At 42.9% G+C, this 26,228-nt stretch carries 23 protein-coding genes; 10 read left to right on the top strand and 13 right to left on the bottom strand.

The window, feature by feature from the left end; translation table 11 throughout:
• The first annotated feature begins 50 nt into the window (after positions 1-50).
• Positions 51-1,052, top strand: coding sequence for a tRNA preQ1(34) S-adenosylmethionine ribosyltransferase-isomerase QueA (gene queA / locus L6773_RS01180; protein ID WP_237852007.1), 1,002 nt, complete (start codon positions 51-53; stop codon positions 1,050-1,052).
• A 112-nt stretch (positions 1,053-1,164) separates the two neighbouring features.
• Here queA and L6773_RS01175 read toward each other — a convergent pair whose 3' ends face one another.
• On the bottom strand, positions 1,165-1,371 hold the full coding sequence (locus L6773_RS01175) for a hypothetical protein (protein ID WP_237852006.1): 207 nt from the start codon (positions 1,369-1,371) through the stop codon (positions 1,165-1,167).
• Between the two features lie 236 nt (positions 1,372-1,607).
• Between L6773_RS01175 and L6773_RS01170 the strand changes: the two genes are divergently transcribed.
• Positions 1,608-1,850 carry a hypothetical protein gene (locus L6773_RS01170; protein ID WP_237852005.1) on the top strand — a complete coding sequence of 81 codons (243 nt, stop codon included), beginning with the start codon at positions 1,608-1,610 and terminating at the stop codon, positions 1,848-1,850.
• Positions 1,851-1,927: 77 nt separating this feature from the next.
• The gene (locus tag L6773_RS01165; RefSeq protein WP_237852004.1) at positions 1,928-3,175 is read left to right on the top strand and encodes a serine hydrolase domain-containing protein; all 1,248 of its coding nucleotides are present in this window, start codon (positions 1,928-1,930) and stop codon (positions 3,173-3,175) included.
• 126 nt (positions 3,176-3,301) lie between these two features.
• Here the strand turns inward: L6773_RS01165 and L6773_RS01160 are convergent, their stop codons facing one another.
• From L6773_RS01160 to L6773_RS01130, 7 genes are all read right to left on the bottom strand, one after another.
• A complete protein-coding gene (locus L6773_RS01160) occupies positions 3,302-3,991 on the bottom strand; it encodes a DUF2490 domain-containing protein (protein ID WP_237852003.1) in 690 nt (229 codons plus the stop codon).
• A gap of 199 nt (positions 3,992-4,190) precedes the next feature.
• Positions 4,191-4,877 carry a DUF2490 domain-containing protein gene (locus tag L6773_RS01155; RefSeq protein WP_237852002.1) on the bottom strand — a complete coding sequence of 229 codons (687 nt, stop codon included), beginning with the start codon at positions 4,875-4,877 and terminating at the stop codon, positions 4,191-4,193.
• Between the two features lie 3 nt (positions 4,878-4,880).
• Positions 4,881-5,483: a hypothetical protein gene (locus L6773_RS01150; protein ID WP_237852001.1), complete on the bottom strand. Its 603-nt coding sequence runs from the start codon at positions 5,481-5,483 to the stop codon at positions 4,881-4,883.
• 85 nt (positions 5,484-5,568) lie between these two features.
• Positions 5,569-5,850 (bottom strand): PqqD family protein, encoded by a 282-nt coding sequence (locus L6773_RS01145; protein ID WP_237852000.1) that lies wholly within the window; start codon positions 5,848-5,850, stop codon positions 5,569-5,571.
• A gap of 18 nt (positions 5,851-5,868) precedes the next feature.
• Positions 5,869-6,315 (bottom strand): lasso peptide biosynthesis B2 protein, encoded by a 447-nt coding sequence (locus L6773_RS01140; RefSeq protein ID WP_237851999.1) that lies wholly within the window; start codon positions 6,313-6,315, stop codon positions 5,869-5,871.
• Between the two features lie 14 nt (positions 6,316-6,329).
• Positions 6,330-6,974 (bottom strand): SDR family oxidoreductase, encoded by a 645-nt coding sequence (locus tag L6773_RS01135; RefSeq protein WP_237851998.1) that lies wholly within the window; start codon positions 6,972-6,974, stop codon positions 6,330-6,332.
• Positions 6,975-7,010: 36 nt separating this feature from the next.
• Positions 7,011-7,445, bottom strand: coding sequence for a CHRD domain-containing protein (locus tag L6773_RS01130; protein ID WP_237851997.1), 435 nt, complete (start codon positions 7,443-7,445; stop codon positions 7,011-7,013).
• A 396-nt stretch (positions 7,446-7,841) separates the two neighbouring features.
• On the opposite strand from L6773_RS01130, the gene L6773_RS01125 reads away from it, so the two are divergent.
• The 4 genes from L6773_RS01125 to L6773_RS01110 all read left to right on the top strand — a co-directional run bounded on the left by L6773_RS01125 (position 7,842) and on the right by L6773_RS01110 (position 12,504).
• The gene (locus tag L6773_RS01125) at positions 7,842-9,131 is read left to right on the top strand and encodes an NfeD family protein (RefSeq protein ID WP_237851996.1); all 1,290 of its coding nucleotides are present in this window, start codon (positions 7,842-7,844) and stop codon (positions 9,129-9,131) included.
• A gap of 323 nt (positions 9,132-9,454) precedes the next feature.
• Positions 9,455-10,657 (top strand): alpha/beta hydrolase family protein, encoded by a 1,203-nt coding sequence (locus L6773_RS01120; RefSeq protein WP_237851995.1) that lies wholly within the window; start codon positions 9,455-9,457, stop codon positions 10,655-10,657.
• A gap of 106 nt (positions 10,658-10,763) precedes the next feature.
• Positions 10,764-11,669 carry a sulfurtransferase gene (locus L6773_RS01115; protein ID WP_237851994.1) on the top strand — a complete coding sequence of 302 codons (906 nt, stop codon included), beginning with the start codon at positions 10,764-10,766 and terminating at the stop codon, positions 11,667-11,669.
• Between the two features lie 172 nt (positions 11,670-11,841).
• Positions 11,842-12,504 (top strand): HD domain-containing protein, encoded by a 663-nt coding sequence (locus L6773_RS01110; protein ID WP_237851993.1) that lies wholly within the window; start codon positions 11,842-11,844, stop codon positions 12,502-12,504.
• Positions 12,505-12,610: 106 nt separating this feature from the next.
• On the opposite strand, the gene L6773_RS01105 is transcribed toward L6773_RS01110, so the two are convergent.
• The 3 genes from L6773_RS01105 to L6773_RS01095 form a co-directional block, all read right to left on the bottom strand.
• Complete coding sequence (locus tag L6773_RS01105) at positions 12,611-14,743, bottom strand: sensor histidine kinase (RefSeq protein WP_237851992.1); 2,133 nt, start codon at positions 14,741-14,743, stop codon at positions 12,611-12,613.
• 121 nt (positions 14,744-14,864) lie between these two features.
• Positions 14,865-15,689, bottom strand: a complete 825-nt coding sequence (mtgA, locus tag L6773_RS01100; RefSeq protein WP_237851991.1) for a monofunctional biosynthetic peptidoglycan transglycosylase — start codon at positions 15,687-15,689, stop codon at positions 14,865-14,867.
• A 259-nt stretch (positions 15,690-15,948) separates the two neighbouring features.
• Positions 15,949-17,958 (bottom strand): alpha/beta hydrolase family protein, encoded by a 2,010-nt coding sequence (locus L6773_RS01095; protein WP_237851990.1) that lies wholly within the window; start codon positions 17,956-17,958, stop codon positions 15,949-15,951.
• Positions 17,959-18,757: 799 nt separating this feature from the next.
• On the opposite strand from L6773_RS01095, the gene L6773_RS01090 reads away from it, so the two are divergent.
• A complete protein-coding gene (locus L6773_RS01090; RefSeq protein ID WP_237851989.1) occupies positions 18,758-19,813 on the top strand; it encodes a hypothetical protein in 1,056 nt (351 codons plus the stop codon).
• Positions 19,814-19,937: 124 nt separating this feature from the next.
• Here L6773_RS01090 and L6773_RS01085 read toward each other — a convergent pair whose 3' ends face one another.
• Both L6773_RS01085 and L6773_RS01080 read right to left on the bottom strand, forming a co-directional pair.
• Positions 19,938-20,420, bottom strand: a complete 483-nt coding sequence (locus L6773_RS01085; RefSeq protein WP_237851988.1) for a thioredoxin family protein — start codon at positions 20,418-20,420, stop codon at positions 19,938-19,940.
• 131 nt (positions 20,421-20,551) lie between these two features.
• Positions 20,552-21,574 (bottom strand): metal-dependent hydrolase, encoded by a 1,023-nt coding sequence (locus L6773_RS01080; protein ID WP_237851987.1) that lies wholly within the window; start codon positions 21,572-21,574, stop codon positions 20,552-20,554.
• 169 nt (positions 21,575-21,743) lie between these two features.
• Between L6773_RS01080 and L6773_RS01075 the strand changes: the two genes are divergently transcribed.
• Together L6773_RS01075 and L6773_RS01070 are read left to right on the top strand one after the other, a co-directional pair.
• Positions 21,744-23,054 carry an efflux RND transporter periplasmic adaptor subunit gene (locus L6773_RS01075; protein ID WP_237851986.1) on the top strand — a complete coding sequence of 437 codons (1,311 nt, stop codon included), beginning with the start codon at positions 21,744-21,746 and terminating at the stop codon, positions 23,052-23,054.
• Between the two features lie 11 nt (positions 23,055-23,065).
• Positions 23,066-26,188 carry an efflux RND transporter permease subunit gene (locus tag L6773_RS01070; RefSeq protein ID WP_237851985.1) on the top strand — a complete coding sequence of 1,041 codons (3,123 nt, stop codon included), beginning with the start codon at positions 23,066-23,068 and terminating at the stop codon, positions 26,186-26,188.
• Positions 26,189-26,228: the final 40 nt, after the last annotated feature.

The following is a 26,228-nucleotide window of genomic DNA, read 5'->3' as shown; positions in this document are numbered from 1 at the left end:
AGAGGAAACTTTCCGAACTTCAACATTAGATTTAAGTATAGAATTTACCCTTGTCACTAACTCTCGACGACTTCGATTACGACCTTCCCGAAGAACTGATTGCCCAAAAACCGGCTACTCCCCGCGATCATTCACGTCTTCTTGTTTACGACCGAACATCAAAAAAAATTACAGACGATTACTTCTATAATATCGGCGATTACCTGCCTGAGAGAACCTCTCTTGTAGTCAACAACAGCAAAGTTGAAAAGTGCCGGTTACTATTCAATGATGGTAAAATGGAGGTTTTCGTCACCAAAGCGATGGATGACAAAACGGTTGAAGCGATGGTTCGGCCCGGTAAAAAGTTTAAAACCGGGAAGAAGACAGAGCTAACAGATCAAGTCTCAGCAGAAACTTTGGAGGTCACCGAAGATGGCTTGCGGATTGTTCAATTGTCACATTCCCTGGATGATCCTCTCCTTGAATCACATAAATACACGCCGTTTCCACCCTACATCGAACGGGATGAGTCACTGTCTGATCGTTATCAAACCGTGTATGCCAAAGACCAGGGCAGCAAAGCCGCACCCACGGCAGGACTTCATTTTACGCCGGAGTTGATCGAGAAACTGGAAAATCAAGGAATCGAAAAAAAAGAGGTTACACTGCATGTTGGGCTCGGTACTTTTGCACCGGTGAAGGCAGATAAGATTGATGATCATATCATGCACAGTGAGTGGTACCAAATAACAAAAAATCAGGCCGATGCGCTGAATCAAACCAGGAGTATTACGGCGGTAGGCACGACAAGTGTTCGGGTGATAGAATCCGTTCCAAAAGAGGAAGGAAATTTCAAAGCTTGTTCAGGAGAGACGGATATTTTCATCACGCCGGGGTATGAATTCAAATCCGTAGATCACTTGATCACCAATTTTCATCTCCCGAAAAGTACGCTCCTGATGTTGGTTTCAGCCTTTTCAAGTTTGGGGGAAGTAAAACGCATCTACAATCATGCCGTTCAAGAGAAATACCGGTTCTATTCGTTTGGTGATGCGATGTTGATTTTGTAAATGGGAGGATTGTGGAGTGAGGTAAGGGTATCCGCAATCCTCACTCCGTTAATTGTAAGCCTTTGGTGGTCTTCGATCCAGTGTATGTGCTAAAATGCTATGATTGAGATTCTTACTCCTCTTCATACTGTCGATTATACGCCTTGGTGATCTTCTGATTCATATGCCGCTTGTAATTTTTAAACTCGTATCGGCTTACTTTGAATTCAGAATGGTAGTTTCCGTCGTTACAATCCACACTAAGTTTTTTTGGGTCATCCGTCTCTGTGATGGTCACCTGGACATTTCCAAGCTTATATGATTCTATTTCTTTCGGCATTCCCGCAAAGGGTTTAATGTTCAAGGTCTATAGTCTGCGCTTAAAGATATGTGAATTAGATAAGAATTATGAATAGAATAGTATCTTTATGGTTTCTAAAAATGCCGTAATTTTTTTGAAGACTCAGTTTCTCACAGGCGCTTAAACTGGGAAGACTGTAAATGGGATCAAGCGGGGATGATAAATGACAAGAACTTAATATTCGATTATATCCATAAAAATCACCAAAAAAGAACATGATCAATAAAACTAAGCCCCCAAAATGGCGCTCTTTTTTAGGCGGGGTGATATGCCTGGGTTTATCTATCGTTGGGTTTTGGGTTGCTTTCTATGGGGAAGATATTCAAGGTGGAATTCCGTTTATTGCGGAGGCTGCCAACCAGGTCATCGGCAGGGTTGTATTCGGAATCGGTGCCGTAATTACAGGCTTGTTGGCGATTGTGGCGTTTCGGGAGTTGGTTACAAGCAAATCAAAATAAATTGGCAAATTCTTCTCTAATCATATATTCTGAACCGGTACAATCTTTTATCAAATAATAATCATCCAATCAAAAAAATGAGTCGACTCATCTACATTGTGGTAAGTTTCACCCTGGCACTAACCGCCTGCTCAACAAATCAAAAAGAAAACCAAATTATTGATGAAACCGCTACGGCACGACTCGATTCAACCCTGCAAAGTTTTTTAGAAACGGGGGCTGTGGCGGGAGTTTCGGCATTGATCTATGAAGATGGTGAAGAGGTCTATTTCAATGCGGAGGGATACGCCGATCGTGAAAATGAAGTTCAGATGGCGCGAAATACCATCGTTCAGATCTTTTCCATGACCAAACCGATTACCGGAGTTGCCTTGATGCAGCTATATGAAGACGGAGCGTTTGAACTGGATGATCCGATCTCTATGTATGCCCCGGATTTGGGAGAATTAACGGTGTATGAGGGGATGGACGAAAAAGGGAACCCCATACTCGTGGAGCCCAACCGAGAATTAACCATTCGGGATTTAACCCGGCACACGGCCGGTTTTGCAAATGACCCCAATGCTGAATATGTGGGGCCGATTTTGGCGGAGAAAAATCCGATGAATCGCGAACATACGCTGGGTGAGTTTGCGGACAGGCTGTGGGATATTCCTCTTGTCTTTCACCCGGGTGAACAGTGGTATTATGGCATGTCGGTAGATATGCAGGCGTTTATGGTGGAGCTGTTTTCGGGTGTACCGTTTGATGAATATGTTTGGCGGAATATTCTGAATCCGTTGGGAATGGATCAGACAAGATATTTTGTACCGGAAAGCGATCGAGACCGGTTCGCGGCTGTCTATTCAAGCGCCGAAGGAGATTCTCTGCAACGCGTTCCAGATGAACAGGCTTTGTCTTTTAATACAAATACCTGGGCGCTCACTCCCGGAGGTTGGGGTTATACTTCTACACTGGACGACTATATGAAATTTACCCAAATGCTGGTGAATGAAGGTGAGTTGAATGGAACCAGGATCCTGGAACCTGAAACGGTTGAACTGATGGCAACGAATCAGCTGTCTGAAGAAGTTACGGAACGCCATTTTCTACCCAGCAAAGGACAGGTTGGTTTCGGGATCGACTTTGCCGTTCGGGTGCGTCCGCCGCAGTCGCCAGAAGAAAATAACGGTGTAGTCGGGGAGTTTTTCTGGGATGGTTTAGCAAGCACACTCTTCTGGGTCGATCCCGAAAACGAACTTACAGCTGTCTTTTTTACCCAAAAACTCCCGTTTGATGGCAGTTTACACAAAGAGTTCCGCGATGCGGTTTATGGGCCATTGTGAATTCCTTATCGCGAGGAGTAGTTCACTTGTTTAGGAATTATGCCAAAGCATCCCTCAATTATCAGAGATTGCAAGAATTGATTCACTCCGTTTGCAATGCCGGTAAGTGACGTTGTTCAACCGGGTTTACCGAATTGTAAATAATGATGTTTTCATCATAAAAAGGTGAACAACTCCATCATTATTGAGAATGTCTCGGGTTCTGTATTCGAGTGTTAATTCAAATTTACGATATCGATTATAGAACCAACCCATACCGGTAGAAAGTCGATTTTCTGCATTTGTATCATTTTTATTAAAAACAGACATTAATTCGTTGGAAAAGATCAGGTAGTGGTCTCCCGGTTTCAGTATCTGCCCCTCCAGGGGAAGGTTATACCTGATACGGTATCGCATTCTGTTAATATAGGATGAGGAACGGAAGCGTTGCTCGGCTCTCAGGCGATGGATAATTCGGCGGACAGCAGAATAACGAATTGATCCTACTTCCTGGGTTGTTCTAAACTCGTAATAAGGTCCATTCACATCATCGGGTGTTGACCAACGGTAAACAATACCACCCCCAATTCTTATGTGGGGAATGAATCGATAAGAAAGTAAAGCTTGAGGCTGTATATTCAGAACAGCGGAACGATCATTAAAATGATCAACTGAATTAAAGAGAGAAAGTTTAGCCGAATATGTAAGGCGGTCGGATACACTCCCTAAATATGTGTATTCGGGTCTCCAGACCCATTCCGTATTGGGCTGCGCCATTCCAGATTGAGCCATTAAAAATGAGACAATTCCCAAAAGGGTAATTTTAAAAAAGCACATATAGTGTAAATCATTATCGATCAATCGTAAGATAATAACACTTTTTCAGTTTGCTTTTTCTATGCCCGTCAAATAATATTGAAATTATTTTTACTTCTCATTTTCCTTTTGGGCAATTTACTATGAGTTGTATCTCTTTTAGGAGTTATTTAAATAGGTAAAAGGGTGTGGTATTGGCCCAGGTATTGATATGCAACTATTACCGGTTCATATAAAACGACGTGCTCACCAAAAAGAGGTGCGAAATTCCATCACCGCTCAAAATATCCTGGGTTCGGTATTGAAGGCCCAATTCAAATTTTTGTTGACGGTTAAAGAACCAACCCATGCCTGCCGAGAACCGGTTTTCAGCATCGGCTTCATCTGCATTAAAGGCCGACATCATCTCATTTGAAAAGATCAGGTATCGTTCTCCGGGATCGAGTCGATCCCCTTCAAGAGGGAAATCATAACTGATTCGATACCTCACCCGGTTCTGGTAAGATGAAGATCGAATCCGCTGCTCGGTTCGCAATCGATGCGCGATTCGCCGGTCTCCGATAAAATTGATAAATCCGACCTGTTGCAACAAGCGATGCTCATATTGGTATCCATCCATGAGTGGTGATGACCAGCGATAGTAATAACCGCCGCCAATTTTTGTCCGCGGGGTAAGCCCGTAGGCAAATGAAAGCTGAGGTTCTATATTTTGAATGAAGGAACGTTTGTCAATATTTTCAACAGAATTGAACATGGAGACCTTTGCCGAATAAGCCATCCGGTCGGATGTTTTCCAGGAGTAGGAGTATTCGGGGCTCCAGATCCAATCCGTATTTGATTGAGCTGTCCCCGATTTAGCAAGAAAAAGTGCCGTCAATAAAAGAAAGGTGATTCTAATAAAACTCATAAACTACCAGATATTATCGATCGAACGCCTTACAATTCTTCTTCTTTGGATGAGCTCTCCTTCAGAATCAAAGAGCATTTCAAAGGATCCCATCTCACTTCGGTTTTGACCTTCCACCTCAATTTCGTAGCGAACGACCAGGTCGTCCATATCATTTTCAAGAAAATCTTCAATCACATCTTCGCCCTCTTCATCTTCTTCATCGGCTATGAATTGCCGTTGAACACGTGTCATTCTGAATTTGGAAAACTGTTCCTCCATTATTTCAGTAATACGATCTTGAATCTTTTCAGGAATTTCTGAGAATTCGATGAGTTGTTCGATGTCCAGTAACAAACCTTCATCCGTAAATTCAATGCTGTATTGATATCCCTGCCAGTTCAGCTTGGCTTCGAATGTAATTGTTTCACCGTCTGTTTCACGGTAATAGTCGGTATCGGTAACAATTTGGTCTTCAAGGAAATCTTCCAACGCATCCAGTGCAGATGCTGGCATCTCATCTTTGTCGATTGAGTTTTCAACCTCTTCTTTAAGATCCTGGGCAAACGATACCTGGGATAAAAAGAGGAGGGACAATAGAGCTGTAAAGAGATATTTAAGGGTCATACCCGTCCGATTTTATTGAAATAGAAATTGAAAACGGAGAATGGTTAAAAATAGTTTCTATAGGATTGAATTTTTGAGCTTGTGGTTAATCTTCCTCCACAACCTCGATCAGGCCTTTTTCTTCAAGTTCCGGTAAAAACTCAAGAAGCTCATTTCGGCAATTGTCCATTGAGATATCGAACTCCCCGGTGAGTGATTGGCAAAGTTCATCGACCGTTTTTTGGGTTTCAAGATGATTCCAAACGGCGGTGGCTACATTATTTAACCCGTAGTATTGGCCGGCATTTACATCAAACATCACCAGTTCATCCTCGATGGATGAGACCAGTGCTTTGTTGGTTCGAACGATAATTGTATCCCGTGTCATGAATAGTTTGATTAATGCTCACGAATATGTTGATACTACATTATACTGATCGGCAACCTCTTCGCCAAGTACAATTTTTGGTCCAACTCGAAGCCAGGCATGAGCTTTCAGGTTATGCGATTCATCCTTCTTTACACCAAAATAGATTGTGCTGTCAATTCTTTCCCGGGCTACAAAATATTTCCCGACTGTTGCCTGCACCAAACATTTAAATTCAATAGGACTCACTTTGCTTATATTTTTAACAGATTTTGAAACCTGCTCTACGTATGTCCAGTCAATATTTTTGGGGTTTTGTGTTGACTCGGAATTGATCTGTCCTAAAAACCGCGAATATACCTTGAACGGCAACAGCAAATTGGCTACTCCTGTAAGATTCAGCATCAAAAAAATTCGAAACAGGAATAATTTTTGGCTAAGAGTTTTATTCCAAAAGATGATAAGCGATGAGGATTCTTTATTCATTATCCCGCCTAAGTTCACTTATTTATAATCTTAGAAATAGCTTCAGATATGGATTGGTCGCCTGATACCAAATCAAACTCCATTTCAATTGTTTGCGGATTATCAAAAACCTCCGCCAAAACTTCAGCCACATCTTCCCGGGGAATTTCACCACGTTCTAAATTTTTCCCTATGGATACTTTTCCGTTCCCCGGTTCATCTGTAAGCCTTCCCGGTTTCACAATCGTATAATCCAATCCACTATGTCGAAGAGCTTCATCCGCTTCGGCTTTCGCTTTCTGGTAGACCCGGAACACTTCACTGCCGCGGGGTTTATCAAGTCCCATAGCGCTGATAATCACGTAGCGATCAATTCCGTTTTTGTGACATGCTTCCATCAGTTTGATCGCTCCATCACGATCTACCGTCCATTTCCGTACTGCCCCGCTACCGGGTCCTGCACCTGCGGCAAAAAGAACCGCATCTACATTTCCAACCGCTCCTGAAATATCATCCAGCTTTTCTATATCGGCAATGACAGGTTCCACTCCAAAATCACGCAGATGGTCTGCTTGTTCATCTTTTCGAATGATGCCTCGTACGTTGTGTCCTCTTTCAATTAATATCGGGTGAAGCAGCATGGCGATTTGACCATGTGCACCAACAATGGTGATCTTCATTTTCTTAAATGTTTTTGAAATCCGAATTTCTATTTCTTAATAGGAATTAATCTGCCCGCGAATCTCACCACGGCGATTGTCATAAGATGCAACAGTTACGTACAAGTTACCGTTGTTAAATGCTTCATGCATGGCATCACTCAGCTTAAATTTGTTCTTCTCGGGGTCAAATGTGCCGCTTGTATGGTCTTCTGAAATATCCGGCTTTAGTTTGAAGATGGGATTCCCGGTTTCTCCTTTTTCTCCATAGTGGATGTTGCTGCTAAAGTAGTAATTCTGAAGATTCGAAAATTCACCTCTAACGTAGAGTGTATCCGACTCAACCCATACGGTAATCGTTCCAGAAGCGCCGGTTCGAATCTCCGGCACCATATTCACACCATTTAAAACTACTTCTGTGCGGTTATTTTGTGCGTATACAGTTGCAAAAAAAAGTGTGAAAAATGTCAGAAATAATAGTTTTTTCTTCATCACAATCGTCGATTTTTCTAATGTAATAACTGGAACTTAGAAAAATTTTGTATCCATGTACATTAATGATAACGATATTAAATGCTCAGATCGTTTGAAACTGATTGTATTACTCTAAAATAAGTCGATGTAGGGATTCTCTGTTCTCTAATCTGTATGAGTTTGAAAAAACGATCAAAATGAAGCCGTATAATTTTTGATTGCAGTGTTAGTATTGGACCCAGTTTAAATTCTGAAAGTAGTCCGTATTAATCCATAGCATTTCTCGCCATTCCGCCTTTTTAGATTTGAACGATATTAAAATAAAATAATGCTCTGTTGAATTTCATTGGCGAAATGAGTTGCTTAGTTATACATTGTCGCAATCAATGTCTCAAAAATAAACAGGGAGAAGATATGGGATTATTTAAAAGTGCAAGCTGCACAGGAAACTTGAATCGTTTTGTAGCATTCTTTTTGGCAGGAATTGTTATAACAACTTTCTGCAATCAACTGTTATCAGCACAAGATCGTAATCGCGCGATTAATCCTCGAGTTCTCGATGTTATTAACCGGAATCAAATAGAGTTAAATGTTCTTCAACAGGATACGAGCAACCTTGAACTCTTAAATAATGTTGATTTTCGCAACCTGCAGCTTCAGCCGCGCCAAAAAACGGTTCTAAATTTAGACAGAAATATTTCCCGGGTTGATTCAGGGACATTTACACAAGTGAATCCCGAGATTCTCGCAAGTTTTAACACACAAGAGATATTCAGCTTTCCGGAACTTCATGTTGAAAACAGGGGAGCGGCAGAAGACGCTTCAGGAAATATTGTCTATCAACCGGTGATTACATCTTTAAGCCCCCTAGTTTATGATCATGTGGAGAACTTGTTCACTTCAACTCTTAATTTTCTTCTGTTGAGCCAGGATCAATCAGCAGGTGATATTTCTAACCCGATGCAACTAGAGCTTCACTCCGATAATATTGAAAGTATTGATCCCAGCCGGCTGCAAATTGGTCATCTGAATTTACCATCCACCAGTGTTCAGATCTCTGCAAGCAGTGTTCGCGATTCGGTCCAAATCAGGATCGTTACCGAGGCCAATGCAGAAGGTTACGAAACATATTTAAAAGTTGAACCGGCGCTCGACTTATTTACAGAAAGGAAACGCCTTCAGGGATTGGGAATTCAGGAGATTCCAATCCAGGTTAATTGGAAAGGATCGAGCTCAACAGACTCGCAAGTTGTAAATATCAGCTCCAGTCAGGGGACCGTCACACCTACTTCTGTAGAACTTACATATAATCAGCCCGCCATCGTTCAACTGAGATCAGAAGGATTAGGAAACGCTACAATTACCGCCACATCCTCCGATGCCCAATCCAACACTTTACAAATCAATTTTATTTTTCCATGGCTATTTATCCTGTTTTCCTTAGCCGGAGGATTTCTCGGAGGAACTGCTAAATACTTTACCCTGAAAGATAAACCAAAGACATTTCTGGCCACTACTATCGGCAGTCTGTCCATTGGTTTGATCGGGGCCCTGGCATATTTCGTGTTGGGCATCAACTTGTTGAGTATTGAATTCAGCAGCACGTTTAATGAGTTTGCTGTATTTGGAATCAGTGCTTTGATTGCATTTTTCGGAATTCGAAAATTAAAATCTGATGTTGCCGATCCCGCACCTGAGAATTAGAATATCAAAGGACTTTATCATTACGTTAGATGAAGATGCAATTTGCAAGTGAATTACAGGACAGTGGTTTAACCCTGAGAACTGTGATCTGTGAGTCATTAAACACGAAAAATCTGCATTCAACTACAATTTTGGAAAGTTAATACTGAAGGTGTCGAGAAAAATTGACAAATTACATAGATATATCTGCTCAAGGTTCTGAAACTGTTATTTTCAGCATAAAGGTAAATGCGTAATCGGCGATGCATCGGAATTTGGCGACTGGATTTATCTCAAGCAGGTAATATTTGGGCCGGACGATTCATATAATCAATAGTTACTCTATGAAACATATCATTCTTACATCTCTGTTTTTCACTTTAATAACATTTACAGGATTAGCACAGGACTACGAACTCAATTACGATGAATCCAAAGTTCCTGATTACACACTTCCGTCTATCCTGGAAACCCAAGAAGGTGAACAGGTTACCACGGTTCGGGACTGGAGGAACACCCGTCGCCCTGAAATTATGGGACTTTACGAGGAGCTAGTGTACGGACAGATTCCTAGTCATTTCGATGCCATCGAATTTGATCTGATAAATGAAAATCCATCTGCAATTGAAGGTACAGCAACATTAAAGGAGGTGGATATAACAATTACAAGGAATGGCAATAGCGTTACAATCAGAATGAACCTGTTTATTCCAAATGCTGTAGAAGGGGCGGCACCCGCTTTTCTTTTGATCAATCATCGGCCCGCAGAAAACATTGATCCCACCCGTGAAGTACAAACCGATTTTTGGCCTGTAGAAAGAGTTATTCCGAAAGGCTATGCGATGGCTTCATTTCATGTGGGAGATGTAGCTGATGATGACAAAGAGACCTGGCATCACGATATCGTTGACGAGCTTTACCCAGAGCAACTCAATCAACCCGATGGAATGAAAGCACTCGGTGGCTGGGGATGGGGTGCGATGCGCTTGATGGATTACTTTGAAAGAGATTCAGATATCAATGAAGACCAGGTAGTTCTGATCGGTCACTCGCGGGGAGGGAAATCCGCACTCTGGACGGCCGCCAATGATGAACGTTTTGCGATTGTGGTTTCGAATGAGTCAGGTTGCGGTGGCGCGGCTCTTTACAAACGGGAGTTTAGCGAAACCATAAAACTTCTGAACGATGTACGCCCCCACTGGTTTTGTGACAATCTCGAGCAGTATAATGATCGTGAAGCGGATCTGCCCGTCGATCAGCATATGTTAATCGCATCCATCGCGCCGCGCCCGGTTTATGTTGGCAGTGCGGAAGAGGATCTGGGGGCCGACCCCAAAGGAGAATTTTTAGCACTGAAACACGGATCGGAAGTGTACGAAAAAATTTATCACCTTTCTGTAAACGTTCCTGAGGATATGCCAGCTGTGAATCAGCCGATTATTGAATCATACACCGGATATCATATTCGTAGTGGGGAGCATGATCTGGATCTTTATGATTGGGATCAGTATATAAAATTTGCCGATTACCATTTCGGGCGGAACTGATTATTGTCAGATCTAATTGTGACTGATAATGATTCTGTTGGCAATACGAGATGTTTCTTAAATTTTCGAAAATTAAATCAATCAAATTCAACCAATTTTACTCGCCATGAAAACACGAATATTATTTATTTCAATGATTATCGGGCTGATATTTTCGGCCTGTTCGGCGCCTCAAGAGGAAACCTCAACTCTTGAAACCTATCCCAATGAAGATCTGCTGGTTTCCGTAGATGATTTGAATTCCATGCTAAACGACGAAAACCTGTTGTTGATTGATGCTCGGGCTGACTCAACCGGTCCCTATGTAGAAGGCGCAGTACATTTTGCTGCAGTTCCGGAATTGGGAGATCCCGATCATCCAATAGCTAATTATATGATCGGTCCGGATCTGTTCCAGGAAAAAATGAGGGAAATCGGGTTAGATAATGATGATCGCGTGGTGATTATGGACGAAGGTAATCACCTGGCGGCAGCCCGACTGTTTTATGCATTGGAATACTACGGATTTTCAAACGCCTCACTCGTAAATGGCGGATACGCTGCCTGGATGGAAAATGACTATCCTACCGTGGATGAACCCGCTGAAATTTCCGGTGAGGGTAATTTTTCATCGAATGTTCAAGAATCTCGTTTTTGTGATTTTGAGACAGTTTTAGCTGCCTCATCCGATCCCGATAAAATTATATTTGATGTTCGCTCGGAAGGGGAGTACACAGGAGAGGTTGAACGAGCTGAGAAAAGCGGGCATATTCCCAATGCTATCAATTTGGAATGGAATAACGTGATTGAGTCCGATGGAGTACCCTATTTTAAATCGGCCAGTGAAATACAGGAACTATATACAGCGGCAGGTTTGACTCCCGACAAAGAGATCATTCCACACTGCCAGACAAACGTCCGCGGATCTCATGCCTATTTTACCCTTCGTTTGATGGGATACGATTCCGTTCGTCCGTATGAAGCTTCATGGGCGGAGTATGGAAATAGAGAAGATTCCGTGGTTGAGCAGTAAGAATCTCTTTTTAAAGGGAGATAAAAATTTTCAAAGGTTCTTGAAAATCCGAAAGGATGTTATCTCGATTTACTGCCAAAGCACCGAGACGATAGTTAGATTCTATGGTTGAATAAGATTATTAATATATAGGGGTAGTTCATGAATCACCCCTACTTTGATTCATAGATCCATGCCAAAAACAGAAAAATTGTCTCTGGAAGAAATCGAAGAGCGTTGCGAAGAATTCATCAAACAAGAACTAAACAATGAGAGCGATTCCGCTCACGATATCCATCACATACTGCGGGTTGTAAAGAGTGCCAAAGAGATTCTCGCAGAAGAATCTGCCGACTGTGAGATTGTGATCCCCGCCGCTTGGTTACATGACTGTGTAATTCTGCCGAAAGATCATCCCGATCGAAAGAGGGCATCGGCTTATGCAGCTAAAAAAGCTGGGGACTTTTTATCGGACATCGATTTTCCATCGCATAAAATTGAAGAGGTAAAGCATGCTGTGGAAGCTCACAGTTTTTCGGCCGGAATCACTCCCGAGACAATGGAAGCTAAAATTGTACAAGATGCCGACCGATTGGATGCTATTGGCGCGATTGGAATTGCACGCTGTTTAATGGTTGGCGGAAAACTTGATCGGGCGTTGTATAATCCTGATGATCCATTATCTGAGAACAGGGCGCCGGATGACAGCACCTGGACGATTGATCACTTCTACGAAAAGTTGTTCAAACTCCCCGAAAAGATGCATACAAATGCAGCAAAAAGAGAGGCAAAGCGGCGCGTGAAGTTTATGGAAGAATATCTCAGGGAGCTAAAGAGGGAGGTGCAAAAAGAATAGATCAGTCACCGGATGAGTAACCAAGGCAAGAGCTACAATTTCAGTTGAATTACTCATCCGTTGACTTCAGTGCACAGAGAATATGGAATATGGGGTCAGAGGAAACCTACTTAGCGCCGGATTTTTCAGCAACCTGTTCCGGGCCTTCTGCTGTTTCAGATTTTTGCAGCACCACTGTAAATGTAGTCCCTTTCCCGACTTCACTTTCGCATCGAATAGATCCACCCTGCTTCTCAATAAACTCTTTACAAAGTGATAAACCGAGTCCTGTTCCAATCTCTCCCTTGGTGCCGCGTGTTACCCGATTAAAAGGTTTGAACAAGTTTTTTAGCTTATTATCCGGAATACCCTTCCCGGTGTCTTTAACTGAAAGTTCAACAGTATTATTAGTTTCATTTGTGTTAACGGTAATGATATCCCCGGTATCCACATACTTAATGGCATTGGAAAGTAAATTGCGCAGAATTACGTTCATCATGTGTTTATCTGCAAGTGCCGAAATTTGTGGGTTAACCATGTTGTTTATCTCAACATTTTTGTTTTCGGCACTTTTCTTAATTTCATGAATAGCCGTATTAACAATTTCAAGGAGCCTGATATCTTCCATATCGGCAGAAATACCCCCACGGTGATCCTGAGCCCATTCCAGGTAATTGGTCAGAGTATTGATACCCTGTTGCAATTGAAAATCAATATGATTTAATGCCGTATCGATATCCTCTGTATCAAGCATGTTTTCACGGATCATATAAACCACACCTTGAATATTAGAGATCGGCGTACGCAGGTCGTGAGCAAGAACCGATAATAACTTGTCTTTTACATTATTCGCCTCTTCCAGTTCTTTGGTTTTATTTTTCAGCAGATCATTGGCATTCTTCTTTTTTCGATAAAGTACAACCAGCCAGATCGATGCAATCAACATAACACCGCCTAAAACAGAAATCATGATTGTATTGCTCCGCTGAGTTGCAACAGTTTCTTCAAGCAGTTCAGACCGTTCACGTTCAGACCGAAGTTGAAGCATCGCTTCCTGTCGCGCTAAAGCATCTTCACGTTCCGTTTGAGCGAGACTATCCGTAAGCGCTGAGTACCGTTTCAAATAGGTAAAGGCCAGTGCTGTGTCGCCCGATTCTTCAGCAGTTTCGTATAGATTCAAAAGTCCGGTCTTAACCATGTCGGTTGCCTGTACCTTCTCGGCAATTTCAAGGGCCTGCTGGTAATTTTCAATGGCCCGATCATAATCCTCCAGCTCAACATAGAGATCTCCCATTCCGGCATGATTGTAGAAAAATCCTATAGGGATATTATTCTCCTGGCTGAGCCGGAGTGATTCCTGGTATGACTCAAGTGCGCGGTCGGTATCCCCCGTTTCCGTGTAAAGTACACCGAGATTGTAGATCGCCTGGATTTTGCTGAGAACATTTCCAAGCTGATCGGCAATTTCAAGAACTCGTTCATAATTTTGGCGGGCCAGATCATATTTATCCCACTCCTTGTAAAGAAAACCGAGACTAATGTGATTGGTTATCTGGTTTCTCAGGTTATCAATCTCTTTATTCAGCTCTAAAGCCCTGAACAGGTATTCTTCGGCAAGCTCGTAATTTTCCTGGTCCACATTTACCGAAGCCAGGTTGTCAAGGACCACTGCGGTGACCAATGTATCATCCCGTTCTTCCGCCATCTCTAGGCTGGAGAGATAACTATCTATAGCCGAGGGCATGTCCCCAAGAGAACTGTAACTATTTCCCATATTCTGGGTGATTCCCATCTGCATCCTGATATCGTTATCCTGCTTGGCTGCATCAAACATCTTTTTATAAAGATCCAGGGATTGCTGAAAATTACCCACCTCGTGATGTGAGGTAGCGACCAGGTTTCCGATACGTGTATATTTTTCCGTTCCTTCGTATCTGTCCAATAGCGGGGCAACTGATGTCAACAAAGAATCCGGAAGGCCTTTTGTATCGTAGTAACTGGCTAAATTTAAGATAGCAAATGCTTCTCCTTCAATATCATTCAAGAATTCAGCCAGTGACAGGGCTTCATCAATAACAGCTGAAGCAGAATCCAGCTTCCCTTCCTCTATCAGTCTTTGGCTTTTTTCATTTAACTCTCTTACATAGCTGGTGTCCCTGTTTGTCATCTCAACTTGATCCGTTAAAGGGACGATAGGACTTATGCAGAAAGCATCTTGCACCCAAAAACCAACAATTAAAATGATAATGAGCAAACGCATGATGAAATAGATTTATCTTTCTCCAAACAGGTAAAGCATTAAGATATTCTAAAGATTTGAAAAACTCTATTGTTTAGATGAATGCAAGAGTGAAAATATTAAAACATCTAAATTATTGTATTTATTTAAGTTCAAAGATGCCAGTAGAATCTATAACTGAATTCATAGTATCCGGCAGTGATTGGAAAAGAGTATCCGGTTCAGTGGCATAACCAATTGTATCAGGGAGATTCTCAGTAGCATTATCAGTGATGGAATCTTCAAATCGGTGAAATGTTTTGCCGGTTAGCTGATTCATTTGCCGTAAAATCCAAAGGCTGCGTTCCTGCGTATAGGGTGAGGGTGGATTCACACGCATACGGTTTGGGCTTGGGAGAACAGCTGCCAAGCGGGCGGCCATTTCCGGTGTAATTTGAGAGGCTGGCCTGTTAAAGTAAGCGCTTGAGGCTTCTCCTATTCCAAAAACGCCGGGCCCAAATTCTGCAATGTTCAGGTATACTTCAATGATCCGGTCCTTTGGCCAAAGTAGTTCAATGCATAGAGTCAGCGCAGCTTCCACTCCCTTTCTGATGAAAGATTGAACCGGCGACAGAAACAGGTTTTTTGCCACTTGCTGAGTGATTGTGCTGGCACCGCGTGTTCGCTCTCCCTCCCGGTGTTCTTCCCATGCCTCTTGGATCGATTCAAGATCAAACCCGTGATGTTGAAAGAAAAGTTGATCTTCTGAAGCGACAACAGACCAGATCATATGTTCAGGAATCTCATCGTATGGAACCCAACTAATTCGCAGGTCATATCTTTCGCGATCCAGCTGTTGCCAATCGGCCTGCAGGGTAAATGCAGTAAATGGAGGGTTGACCCATCGTAAGGCTAAAATGGTGAGAATAACCATAAACACCATTACCAGAACTGCAATAAGAATATTTTTTATAAAATCATAGAGCATCTATGAATAGATACTATAGGTTAAAGACAGACTTAAATCATTGGTATATAAGGTTTTTCAAATTTGAAACAAAGAAAACTCCGGGCCAGGAAAGAGTTAATTCAGGTTAAGAACAAACATGCTGCCGGTTTATTTTAAACTTTCGAAGTTTGCCAACATGTTAAGAAAGTAAAATCCTTGCTCGTCTAAATAGGGTTTTAAATTAATCTTGAAAACTTCGAAAGTTTTATACGCCGGGCTTTCTGTTTTTGGCAAAATTCTATTCTTTATCAGGTATGGGTGCATCCCAATGAGGTTTCTCTGCAGATGCATCTCCCGTCATCAGGTAGGTATCAAACCAACGGAGCATTCGGTAATTGTAGTCGAGTTTTGAAGCGGCACGGCTGTTGCCATGACCTTCTCCCGGATAGTATACAAGACGAAGGGGAAGATTTGGTTTTCGAACTTTAAGATGTCGATACAGCTCCAAAGATTGTGATGGATGAACCCGTGTATCCTCAGCGCCGTGCATGATCAGGAGAGGTGTTTGGGCGTTGGCAACGTGGTAAATGGGACTTCTGTCAAGGAACCAATTCCAGTTATTCCATACCTGTTTTCGGGTATGCACCAGATACATCTCTTTCGGGATGTCACTTTCGCCCCATAAAGAAATATTATTACTGATCCCTACAAACATCACAGAAGCGGCAAAGCGATCGGAATAATAGGTACTCATCCAGGCGGATGCATAGCCACCGTAGGATCCACCGGTTACACCAATTCTGTCGGGATCCGCAATTCCGTTCTCAATCAGGAAATCTACGCCATCTACGATATCATCAAATTCAGCCCCTGCTAGGTCGGCCTGGCTGCTGAAAATGAAATCGATTCCGCGACCTGTACTCCCTCTGTAGTTCGGATAGAAAACCGCATAGCCTTTCCCGGCGGCCATCTGTCCGGGTGTTGAATAACTTGTGAGCCAGCCATTGTCGTAATGTGATTCAGGACCGCCGTGAACTTGGGTGATAACAGGGACAGTTGTTCCATTTTCATAACCGACGGGGTAAATTAATACTCCATCGATCTCAAATTGTCCGTCTCTGGATTGGTAGCTGACAACCACTTGCTCACCCAGTTCAACACTGTTCAGCCACTCATTATGATAAGTCATTCGTTCGTGAATACCATCTACCTGGCTGGAAAAATAGAATACCTCGTTTGGATGAGACGGAGCACTGGCCACAAACGAATATGTTGTGGAATCAGACAACGAAAAGGAGGAGATATCATGCTCATCAGAATAGAAAAGAGTCTGAGTTTCAGCACCGTCAAACCGAAGCCGTCCCAGCCGCGAAGCCGTACTTTCACTGGAAAGAAAATGAATATAGTTTTCATCTGTCCATTCTATCTGATGGTATGTGCCTTCATAATCACGGTTTACAATCTGTGGTATCCCTCCCCTGGCGGATGCAATTAAAATTCGTCCGGCTGTTGGGTCATTGATGTTAGATCCTGCCACGATTGCCAACCTTTGGCCATTTGGACTCCACTCAATCTGATCCAGTTTTCCACTATTATTGATTTCAGCAGAAACTTCACCATCATCGGTATCTAAAACAAATATCTGTTGGTTCATCAGTTGATCATCTACAAAAGGTGTTGGAGCAACAGAAACGGCAATACGTTCACCGTCCGGACTCCATTCCATGTTGTAAACCGAACCCTCAACCTGTAGTTGTCTTGCCATTTGAGAATTCATCGCTACATTAGCGATATATCCGCGTCGCTGCGGTACATTTTCTTCGTACACATCGGCCTGGTAAGGTAGCGGTGAATTGGATCTCTCTGCTTCTTCACTTGCCATAAATGCAATCTGATTTCCGTCGTTGTGCCAGGAGTAACTAATAAGGTCTTGCCTGAAACTAAACAGTTTTACAGCTTCTCCACCCTCAATCGGAATTTGATAGAGAGACCGGGTGTCGTCACCTGCCATTTCAGACAAAAAAGTAATTGCATTTTGCCCCGGACGAAATTGTACGGAACTCACAGAATTGGTTGTATGATATGGAGTAGTCGTACCCTCCGTAACGTCGAGAAGGTAGAGGTGTGTGCTGTTGGATCTATTTTCCTCGTATGGATCTGCAGGAGTGCTAATCGTGTAAGCGATATACTGCCCATCGGGAGCAATCTGGGAGCTTGTAACGGTTTCAATCTCGGCGATATGCTTCGGAGTTACAACATTTTGAGCCAAGGTTTCGGAGTAAACAAATGCCCCCAGGAATAAAATCAAAGAATATAACTGTATCTTTTCGAAAAGGTGTGTGGATGGTAAGATCATAAAAAATGGTAGCCTGTGAATGATTTAAATGTCGTATCGGTATTCAGTTTGGATATAATTTTACAAAATTACTGATTTCTAAAGGAATTTCTTATTGAAACTAGTAATTGTAAGTAGTTATTGTAACCTCTAAAAAAGAAATTCAAGTTTGCGTTCAATGGATTTAATTTTAGCTGAAAATTCCATGAGCAGGCAGTACCGGTGTTGTTAGAATAGATTTTAAATACTCTTCTAATATGTTCGATACTCGAATTTAGATCTGAAATTTTATCTTACTGTCTGCAAAATGATGAAGAACTACATATTTCAGAGATTAATTTTACTATAGTTCATTACGATGTACCCGCTTCCGGCCAACATTTAACACCTGAAGAAATTATTAATTGAACTCCCGAGTGGGAAGGAGAATGATCTCCAGGCGATCATCCCATAGCTTTTGATAATAAGTTGGTTGGAAAGATGAAAAAAGTGATGCTTGAGGAAACCCGGACTGTTTAGCGTGGAACCAATTTTGAGCACCGGTATGCAGTAGATTGGGAACTTCTGAATTCTGGCAGTATACTGGTAAGACGGGTTCTGTAGGGCAGTTTTATGAAAAAGCTTGAACTCATCCGATGATTTATGTTTAGAAATAAATGAGCTCTGTGAAAAGGAAAAAATGGGTTTAAAATAAACTGGGCCAGTCAATTAAAAGCTTGAACCTGATATTGGATTTTTTATATAATAGGATTCATTTATGAAAGGGTAGATCATGTATAAAAAAGGTGACCGCATTCAACACGCTGAATTTGGCAGCGGATCGGTTCTCTCTGTAACCGAAGAGGGAAAAATTAAAATAATGTTTGATGACAATGAGGTCAAACAGTTAGCTCTCTCTCATTTCAGGGTGAATGAAGATGGCGGGTACAAAAGCCAGGATTCGTTTCCGGATTTTATTCAAAAAACGGATGACACAAAAGATTTTACTCATGGACTGGGTTGGGCCATTTTTTATGATGACCTGGACGATCTGAGTACAAAAATTGTCCCAAAAGCGATTCGTGAAACAACCCGCTCCATTACATGGTCGAGCACGCACAGGCCGCTGTATAAACTGCCAAAAAATACACCGAAAAGAGTCCTGTTAAATTGGCCGCGTCCTAGAAACGGAATAAAATTAGTTTTTGGCGGAAAGGAAGAGGAGGATAATCCTCAGTTATATTCAATCTATCCTTTTGCAAGTGATGGTATTCAACATGAAATAGCCATTCAAAAAATTGTTGAATTGGAAAAACATGGAGAGGCGCATTTGGAAGTGCTCATTGAGGATCAGGTACAGCTTACACTTTTTGATTCCTGTTATGTTGATAACAGGGGAGCCTACGGTCCAGAAATTCCCTACCAGTTTATTCTCTACGGATTTGCATACAACTGCAAAATTATTGAAAATCCATCGGATATCAATTCGGCCTATATAGAGAAAATAAAAGGAGAGAGTGCCAAAAAAGGAATGGATGTGGATCAGTCAAAATTTGAGGATCTGCCGGGAGCAACTGCACTATGCAGCGCGGAGGATGGCCATCCGGACGACTACTATTTTATCGGCACTGTGGGTGAGGTTGAAAAAAGTACAATACTGGACCGGAATTTTTTAAAAGCGCGTACGAACGTTGCTGGAGTTTCTGTTGAAGACAATTGGTTTGATTTCGACTTAGATATCTATGTCTCAGAAACCGATTTGAACGGGAGGGAGCTGATTGAGGGGGATACGATTGAGGGTGAGTTATGGCTCCAGGGATATTTATGGCAACCCGGCACCTCAGAATAAAATTGAGGAGTTGAGTCACATTGTATGAGTAATCTTACGGAGAAACTTTGAATTGCTTGATACACGCATTCTAAAGTTTACAAACTGTAAGATTCTGCGAAGATTCGATTAGCAGTACCTATGTTTAGGTCTGCGCTTTCTTCTCTACCGTACTCCTCAAAAAACTCGAAAAGTTCACAATATTCATATACCCGCGGCGGCTGTCTATCACGTTGCCTTCGCTGTCCATAATCACTGTAAACGGGTAGGCGGTAACTCCCATCTCACTGGCAAATTGCTGTTCGGTCATCTGTTCACCGTTGTAAGTAATCATATTTTCAGAATGGCCGTTGATTTTAACGGGGACGAAATCACGATCCAGGACAGCACGAACACTTGGGGAGGGATAAACCTCTCTCTCCATCGCTCGGCAAAACTGGCATCCGACTTCAAAGATATCGATCATGATCAGTTTATTTTCATTGGCTGCTTGTGCTTGAGCGGTTTCAAGAGGTATCCATTCCGGAGCGTTTTCAATTTCTTGTGGTGTAATTTGTTGAAATGAATAGAAAGCATACACTCCGATGAATGCAGCGACCAATAATCCTATAATTACTTTTCTGTTCATAATGGTGTCGTAGTTTATAAACAATCTTTCAGAGTGTCTTTTGCTGAAAGAGTTGCAAAGTGAAAATCTGTATCGAACTCTGCGAGGACCTGCCGGACTCTCACAAGGGGGAAAGTAAAATATAAAAAGATTTACTCACCTTTTATACGGTCAATAAAACGTGAAAAGATGGAAGATCTTGTCTCAAATGAGGGGGTCTGTTGTTTAATGTTGGTTGCATTTCCACTTTCATCAAAAAGGATCTGGTTTTGCCAAACAAAGGGCACCTCTTCATTCCTGGTTAACCAAAGGTCACTTCGGCCAAATCGTAAATCATAAAACATTAATGAATCCCGATTGTCCTCTACGGTATAATATCCGCGCGAAAACCAAAGCAGGGTTTCAACGGCGCGGTCGTCTTTAATCTCACCAATCAACTCTGTATTTCTTGGAATGGACCGAAACTGAAGGTCGGTATCCTCATCGAAAATAGAATAGATCGATTGATAAACGGTATCCTCACGAATCACGTAACCAGTCCAAAGAAATGTGGATGGCCCGTTGGGTGTGGTTTTTATCTTTTCGTAAAAACCGTATTGATTTTCGAAAGAGGCATCAAATACGCTGTGGACGTGCGCTTTAATTCCCAATGCCCAAACCAGGTAGAGCGTACTGATTAGCAGGCCGCCCTTATTTAAAAGAGATCGGGTGTTTGATTGGCGGTTCAAAAAAAGTGCCGGAATCAGCCCAAACAACAGTGTAAATGTGTAGACCGGATCAATAATAAAGATAGTATCAGTAGTAACGGGCCGGTCACTAAAAAAGTAGAAAACCTGTGTGCCGTAGGTGGTTTGAACATCCAGGATGATATGTGTAAAGAAAACAAGGAAAGCGAATTGGGTCCATTTTTTCCAACCCACCTCCCATTTTTTCTGAAGGTAGTTGATGGTGAAGCCGAATATGGGGGAGGCCAAAAGGCAAAATAAAACAGAATGTGTAAAGCCGCGATGGAAACTGATTTCAGCTACGTTATCTAAAAATGGATTGGCAAGCACATCCAGGTCTGGCGTTGTGCCAAGCAATGCACCCCAGGCCGCCGCACGATAACCTATTTTCTTTCCCAGAAGGGCCTCGCCCACAGCGGCTCCGAGTGTTATTTGAGTAATTGAATCCATAGATATTATTTGTTCTGTAGATAATAAACGGTTGACAAAAGGTTACCAGGAGGAGAGAATGAATACAATTCTAACCAATCTTTACAACATTTTTAAACCTTTTAACAATCGCTATGGAATGATATATCAGAATAAGTGGTAATGTCTGTACTAATTTAACATTAAAGGAATGATGAAAAACAAATGTTTACTAGCGCTTGTAGTTATTGGAGTAATAATACTGCAAGGCTGTGGTTCTGAAGAAAATAATAGCGGAGAGTTTAATGAAGTTTTGCCTGCCGTTGAAGCAGTAGAAGCCCAATTCGGCTCACTGCCTCTCGAAGAACGGTTAAATGGAATTGTTCGTGCTGCCAATCAGGTAGATATCTACCCGGAGATTTCTGCTCCAATCGAACAGGTTTATGTGCAAAACGGGGATCAAGTGGAGGCAGGAGATATTCTCATACAGTTACGCGATAATGAATACCGAGAACGGCTACGCCAGGCTGAAGCTAATCTTCGAATAAGCGTTGCACAAGAAAAACAGGCTCTTGCGGCATTGGGAGAAGTTGAGGCAGAGATTAAACGAACGCGGGTTTTGGCTGAGAGAGATGTAGCCAGCGACCTGGAATTGGAACAGTTGGAGGCTCAATTCGAATCGGCGGAGGCAAATTACGAATTGGCACAAGCTCGGGTTGAACAAGCAGAAGCAAACGTTGAGGAGCAAAGAGACGCACTCAATCAAACACAAATTGCAGCTCCGGTGGATGGAACGGTTGGACAGCGAAATGCCGAAATAGGGATGCAGGTTAGTTCAGCTACTAGACTTTTTACGATTGGTGATCTGAGCCAATCAAAAATTACGATTAATCTAACCGAACGAATGCTGAGTTATGTCAACACGGGGCAGACGGTTCAGATCTTCTCAGAAAATTTAGCAGATACGGTTTTGACGGCTGGTATTTCAAGAATATCACCCTTTTTGGGGGCGGGTAATTTTAGTACCGAGGCCGAGATCGATATTGAAAATCCCGAGGGTTTATTAATGCCGGGTATGTTCGTAACGGTTGACATACTCTATGGTGAGAGTGAACAAGCAACGATAATACCGCTCAGTTCCATATACAGAAATCAACAAACGGGCGTGACAGGCGTCTATGTGGCTCCAAGTTTTGGATTAGAATCTGAATTTATTCAGGACTCAGGCGAGGAACAGGCATCTCTCAGCAATCCAACGGATGTTGAATTTGTTCCGATCGATGTAATAGCACGGGGACGTGATGCGGCCGGTGTTTCGGGGATAAGAAGTGGGCAGTGGGTTGTTACAATTGGTCACAATTTATTACAGCGAAATAACAGTGGACAGGCTCGAATTCGTCCCTCTAGCTGGAATAATATCATGGAGATGCAGGATCTGCGCCCGGAGGATCTCTTAGATGAAATTATGAGTGGCGATAATGTAGTGGAAAACACTCCAAATTCAACAGCTAACCAATTGTAGGGGAATAAAAGATGCCAATCACAAAAACATCTATAAACAGGCCCATTGCGGTCACGATGGTATACCTGATCGTGATTGTTTTAGGAATTGCCGGATTTCGTTATCTCCCGATCGATCTGCTTCCTCCGATCGAGTATCCTCGTCTCTCTGTAAATGTTGATTACCCAAATGTGGGGCCAGAAGAGATTGAGACGATTATTACAGACCGTATTGAAAATGCACTGGCAGGAGTTTCAAATGTTGAAGAGATTACATCGCAATCCGAAGAGGGAGAAAGCCGGGTTACGTTGAATTTTACACGGGGTGTAAATCTTGATGAAGCTGCAAATGATGTTCGTGCGGCGTTAGACAGGGTCCGCCGTGATCTGCCGGAGGAAGCCGAAGCACCAAGAGTTTGGAAGTATGATCCGAATGATTTTCCGATTGTAATACTTGGTGCTCAATCCACGCGTCCACTGGATGAACTGACGTTGATTCTCGAACGTGATATTTCAAAACGCCTTGAGCAGATACCCGGGGTCGGTACTATTGATGTATGGGGTGGGGTTCATCGTGAAATTCGGGTAAACCTGAAGCGGGATCGGCTGATGGCAAGCGGGCTGACTGCCATTGACGTTCAAAACGCTATCGTGGCTGAGAACACTACGCTTCCGGGCGGAAATGTGAAAAGTGGAATTACCGATATTTATGTAAGAACCCTTGGCGAATACACCTCCATCAATCAAATTTCCGGGACAATTATCACCCGAATTGACGGTAAGCCGGTTCGTGTTCGGGATGTAGCAACTGTAGAAGATGGCTACGAAGACCTCGGTCGGGTTGTAAATGTGAATGACAAACCGATGATCCGAATGGGTATCCGGAAACAGACCGGATCAAATACGGTTCAGGTTGCCGCCGATATTCGAAGTGAAATTGAACAGATCAACAGCGAAAGAGAAGATATTGAACTGTTGATGGTGATTGACCAGAGTGACTTCATTCAAAATTCTATCGATAATGTGCAGCAAGCCGCCATGTGGGGAGCTGTACTGGCGATCTTCATCCTCTATATTTTCCTCAGAAACGGCTCAACCACGTTTATTATCTCGCTTGCAATACCGGTTTCTATCATCGCAACATTTGGTCTGCTTTATTTTACCGGACTAACTCTAAACCAGATGAGTTTCGGAGGATTGGCGCTTGGCGTCGGTCTCATTGTAGATAACGCCATAGTGGTGCTGGAAAATATTGTCCGGCTCAGGTCGAGTGGAAAATCACTGGGGGAGAGTGCACTTGTAGGTACTCAGGAAGTTTCCGGCGCAATTGTGGCATCGACTATTACCACGTCTGTGATTTTTCTGCCGGTTGTATTTATGCAGACTATTACCGGAACCCTGTTCCAGGAATTAGCGCTTGTTGTGGTGTTCGCGCTGTTCTGCTCACTCCTTGTGGCATTGACTTTGGTACCGATGCTTGCAAGTAAATTCATGAGTATAAAACCTGATTTAGAAACGGATATTTCAGACAAGGGACGCTTCCAGATCTTTTTTGAGAAAGTTGAAAACAAGTACAGCAAGATTCTCAGCAAGGCGATTGAGAGAAAGTATACGGTGTTTGGCGTGACAATTGTATTGATTGCAGGATCAATTTATGGGGCAGGATTTGTAGATACGGAACTGGCACCACAAACAGAAGCCGATGAGATCAGCATTGATTTCTACATGGAAGATGGTATGAACATCGCCGTGGCCAATCGATATATGCTGGAATTGAAAGAAAAAGTATTGGCCATTGCCCCGATGGACCAGGTTAAGTTTATGTCGACCGAGGTGCGAAATGGAAATGCCGAAGTTGAACTGGCGCTGGTTGATGAGTCGGAGCGAACGGTGAGCTCATATGAACTGGCTGATGAGATTCGTAACCAGATTGAGGGAAGCATTCCGGGTGGATTTTTCAGGGTTCGGGCTCAATCCGGCCTCTGGATTTTGCGTCGAATTTTTGGGTCCGGGGGCGAGGAAGCCGTCCAACTGGAACTGCGAGGATATGACCTGGATGTTTCAGCAGAACTGGCCGATGAGATTCGGCAGCGAATGGAGCGAATCCCTGAGGTACGAGGCGTGCGATCTGACCGTGAGGAAGGACGGCCGGAGCAAAACATTATTTTTGACCGCGAGAAAATTTCCGAATTGGGTCTCACGGGCCGGGAAGTGGCTCAAGCCGTGCAGGCCAATGTAGGCGGCGTTCAGGCCGGGGTGTTCCGCGAGGGCGGCGATGAATTCCCGATTCGGGTACGTTTACAGGAGTCTGACCGAATGAGCACGATCGACATCGAAAATATTTCGGTTCGATCGGCTGAGGGAGAAACCATCCCGATCTCAACAGTGATTGATCAGCGTGCGTCTGAGGGCCCGGTCAGTATTAATCGAATTAACGGGCAACGAGTGACGTATATCACAGCAAACCTTGAAAGCGGAACACCTTTGGGTGAAGCTGTCCAAAAAATTCAGGCAGAACTTTCTGACCTGACCCTTCCAGCAGGATTTTCGGTTGTGTATAGCGGTGAATATGAAGAGCAGCAGAAAGCGCAACAAGATTTCTTGATATCCATTATTATGGCTTTCATTCTGATTTACATGGTAATGGCAGCACAATTTGAGCGCTTCCTCGATCCGTTGATTGTAATGTTTGCTGTTCCGGTAGCGATTGTTGGAGTGATCCCGACCATGCTTTTGACAGGCACTACATTCAACATGCAGAGCATTATGGGGATCATCATGCTCGTTGGTATTGTGGTAAACAATGCTATTGTCCTTGTGGATTACATTAACCTGATGAGGCGCGATCGAAACCTTGGTGTCCTGGAAGCTGTCATTGAATCCGGAAGACTTCGATTGAGACCTATTCTGATGACTACACTTACCACCATTCTCGGACTCCTTCCATTATCGTTTGGTTGGGGTGCCGGCGGAGAAATTCAAGCATCACTTGCACGGGTTGTAATTGGGGGCTTAACCGCATCAACTCTCATTACCTTAGTATTGATTCCAGTGGTTTATATCTCAGCAAACCGTGTGAAAGAACTGGTGGATGAAAAACGAGCAGAATGGGCAGAGAAACGATCACAGAAAGTAGTTACGCAGCCAACTACATAATATTTATTCGCTATTAACCCTCAAAAGCGTTGTTTAGATA

It is taken from the genome of Rhodohalobacter sulfatireducens (assembly GCF_022012475.1).
In the GTDB taxonomy this organism is placed as follows: domain Bacteria; phylum Bacteroidota; class Rhodothermia; order Balneolales; family Balneolaceae; genus Rhodohalobacter; species Rhodohalobacter sulfatireducens.
This window is presented reverse-complemented; position numbering and strand designations above follow the sequence as displayed.

What these genes read in the sequence shown, in the direction of transcription:
- L6773_RS01090 (WP_237851989.1), top strand. Translation starts at nt 18,758, where the DNA reads ATGTATAAAAAAGGTGACCGCATTCAACACGCTGAATTTGGCAGCGGA.
- L6773_RS01130 (WP_237851997.1), bottom strand. Translation starts at nt 7,445, where the DNA reads ATGAAGAAAAAACTATTATTTCTGACATTTTTCACACTTTTTTTTGCA.
- L6773_RS01140 (WP_237851999.1), bottom strand. Translation starts at nt 6,315, where the DNA reads ATGAATAAAGAATCCTCATCGCTTATCATCTTTTGGAATAAAACTCTT.
- L6773_RS01145 (WP_237852000.1), bottom strand. Translation starts at nt 5,850, where the DNA reads ATGACACGGGATACAATTATCGTTCGAACCAACAAAGCACTGGTCTCA.
- L6773_RS01075 (WP_237851986.1), top strand. Translation starts at nt 21,744, where the DNA reads ATGATGAAAAACAAATGTTTACTAGCGCTTGTAGTTATTGGAGTAATA.
- L6773_RS01085 (WP_237851988.1), bottom strand. Translation starts at nt 20,420, where the DNA reads ATGAACAGAAAAGTAATTATAGGATTATTGGTCGCTGCATTCATCGGA.
- L6773_RS01115 (WP_237851994.1), top strand. Translation starts at nt 10,764, where the DNA reads ATGAAAACACGAATATTATTTATTTCAATGATTATCGGGCTGATATTT.
- L6773_RS01165 (WP_237852004.1), top strand. Translation starts at nt 1,928, where the DNA reads ATGAGTCGACTCATCTACATTGTGGTAAGTTTCACCCTGGCACTAACC.
- L6773_RS01080 (WP_237851987.1), bottom strand. Translation starts at nt 21,574, where the DNA reads ATGGATTCAATTACTCAAATAACACTCGGAGCCGCTGTGGGCGAGGCC.
- L6773_RS01125 (WP_237851996.1), top strand. Translation starts at nt 7,842, where the DNA reads ATGGGATTATTTAAAAGTGCAAGCTGCACAGGAAACTTGAATCGTTTT.
- L6773_RS01170 (WP_237852005.1), top strand. Translation starts at nt 1,608, where the DNA reads ATGATCAATAAAACTAAGCCCCCAAAATGGCGCTCTTTTTTAGGCGGG.
- L6773_RS01160 (WP_237852003.1), bottom strand. Translation starts at nt 3,991, where the DNA reads ATGTGCTTTTTTAAAATTACCCTTTTGGGAATTGTCTCATTTTTAATG.
- L6773_RS01105 (WP_237851992.1), bottom strand. Translation starts at nt 14,743, where the DNA reads ATGCGTTTGCTCATTATCATTTTAATTGTTGGTTTTTGGGTGCAAGAT.
- L6773_RS01135 (WP_237851998.1), bottom strand. Translation starts at nt 6,974, where the DNA reads ATGAAGATCACCATTGTTGGTGCACATGGTCAAATCGCCATGCTGCTT.
- L6773_RS01150 (WP_237852001.1), bottom strand. Translation starts at nt 5,483, where the DNA reads ATGACCCTTAAATATCTCTTTACAGCTCTATTGTCCCTCCTCTTTTTA.
- mtgA (WP_237851991.1), bottom strand. Translation starts at nt 15,689, where the DNA reads ATGCTCTATGATTTTATAAAAAATATTCTTATTGCAGTTCTGGTAATG.
- L6773_RS01155 (WP_237852002.1), bottom strand. Translation starts at nt 4,877, where the DNA reads ATGAGTTTTATTAGAATCACCTTTCTTTTATTGACGGCACTTTTTCTT.
- L6773_RS01120 (WP_237851995.1), top strand. Translation starts at nt 9,455, where the DNA reads ATGAAACATATCATTCTTACATCTCTGTTTTTCACTTTAATAACATTT.
- L6773_RS01070 (WP_237851985.1), top strand. Translation starts at nt 23,066, where the DNA reads ATGCCAATCACAAAAACATCTATAAACAGGCCCATTGCGGTCACGATG.
- L6773_RS01175 (WP_237852006.1), bottom strand. Translation starts at nt 1,371, where the DNA reads ATGCCGAAAGAAATAGAATCATATAAGCTTGGAAATGTCCAGGTGACC.
- L6773_RS01110 (WP_237851993.1), top strand. Translation starts at nt 11,842, where the DNA reads ATGCCAAAAACAGAAAAATTGTCTCTGGAAGAAATCGAAGAGCGTTGC.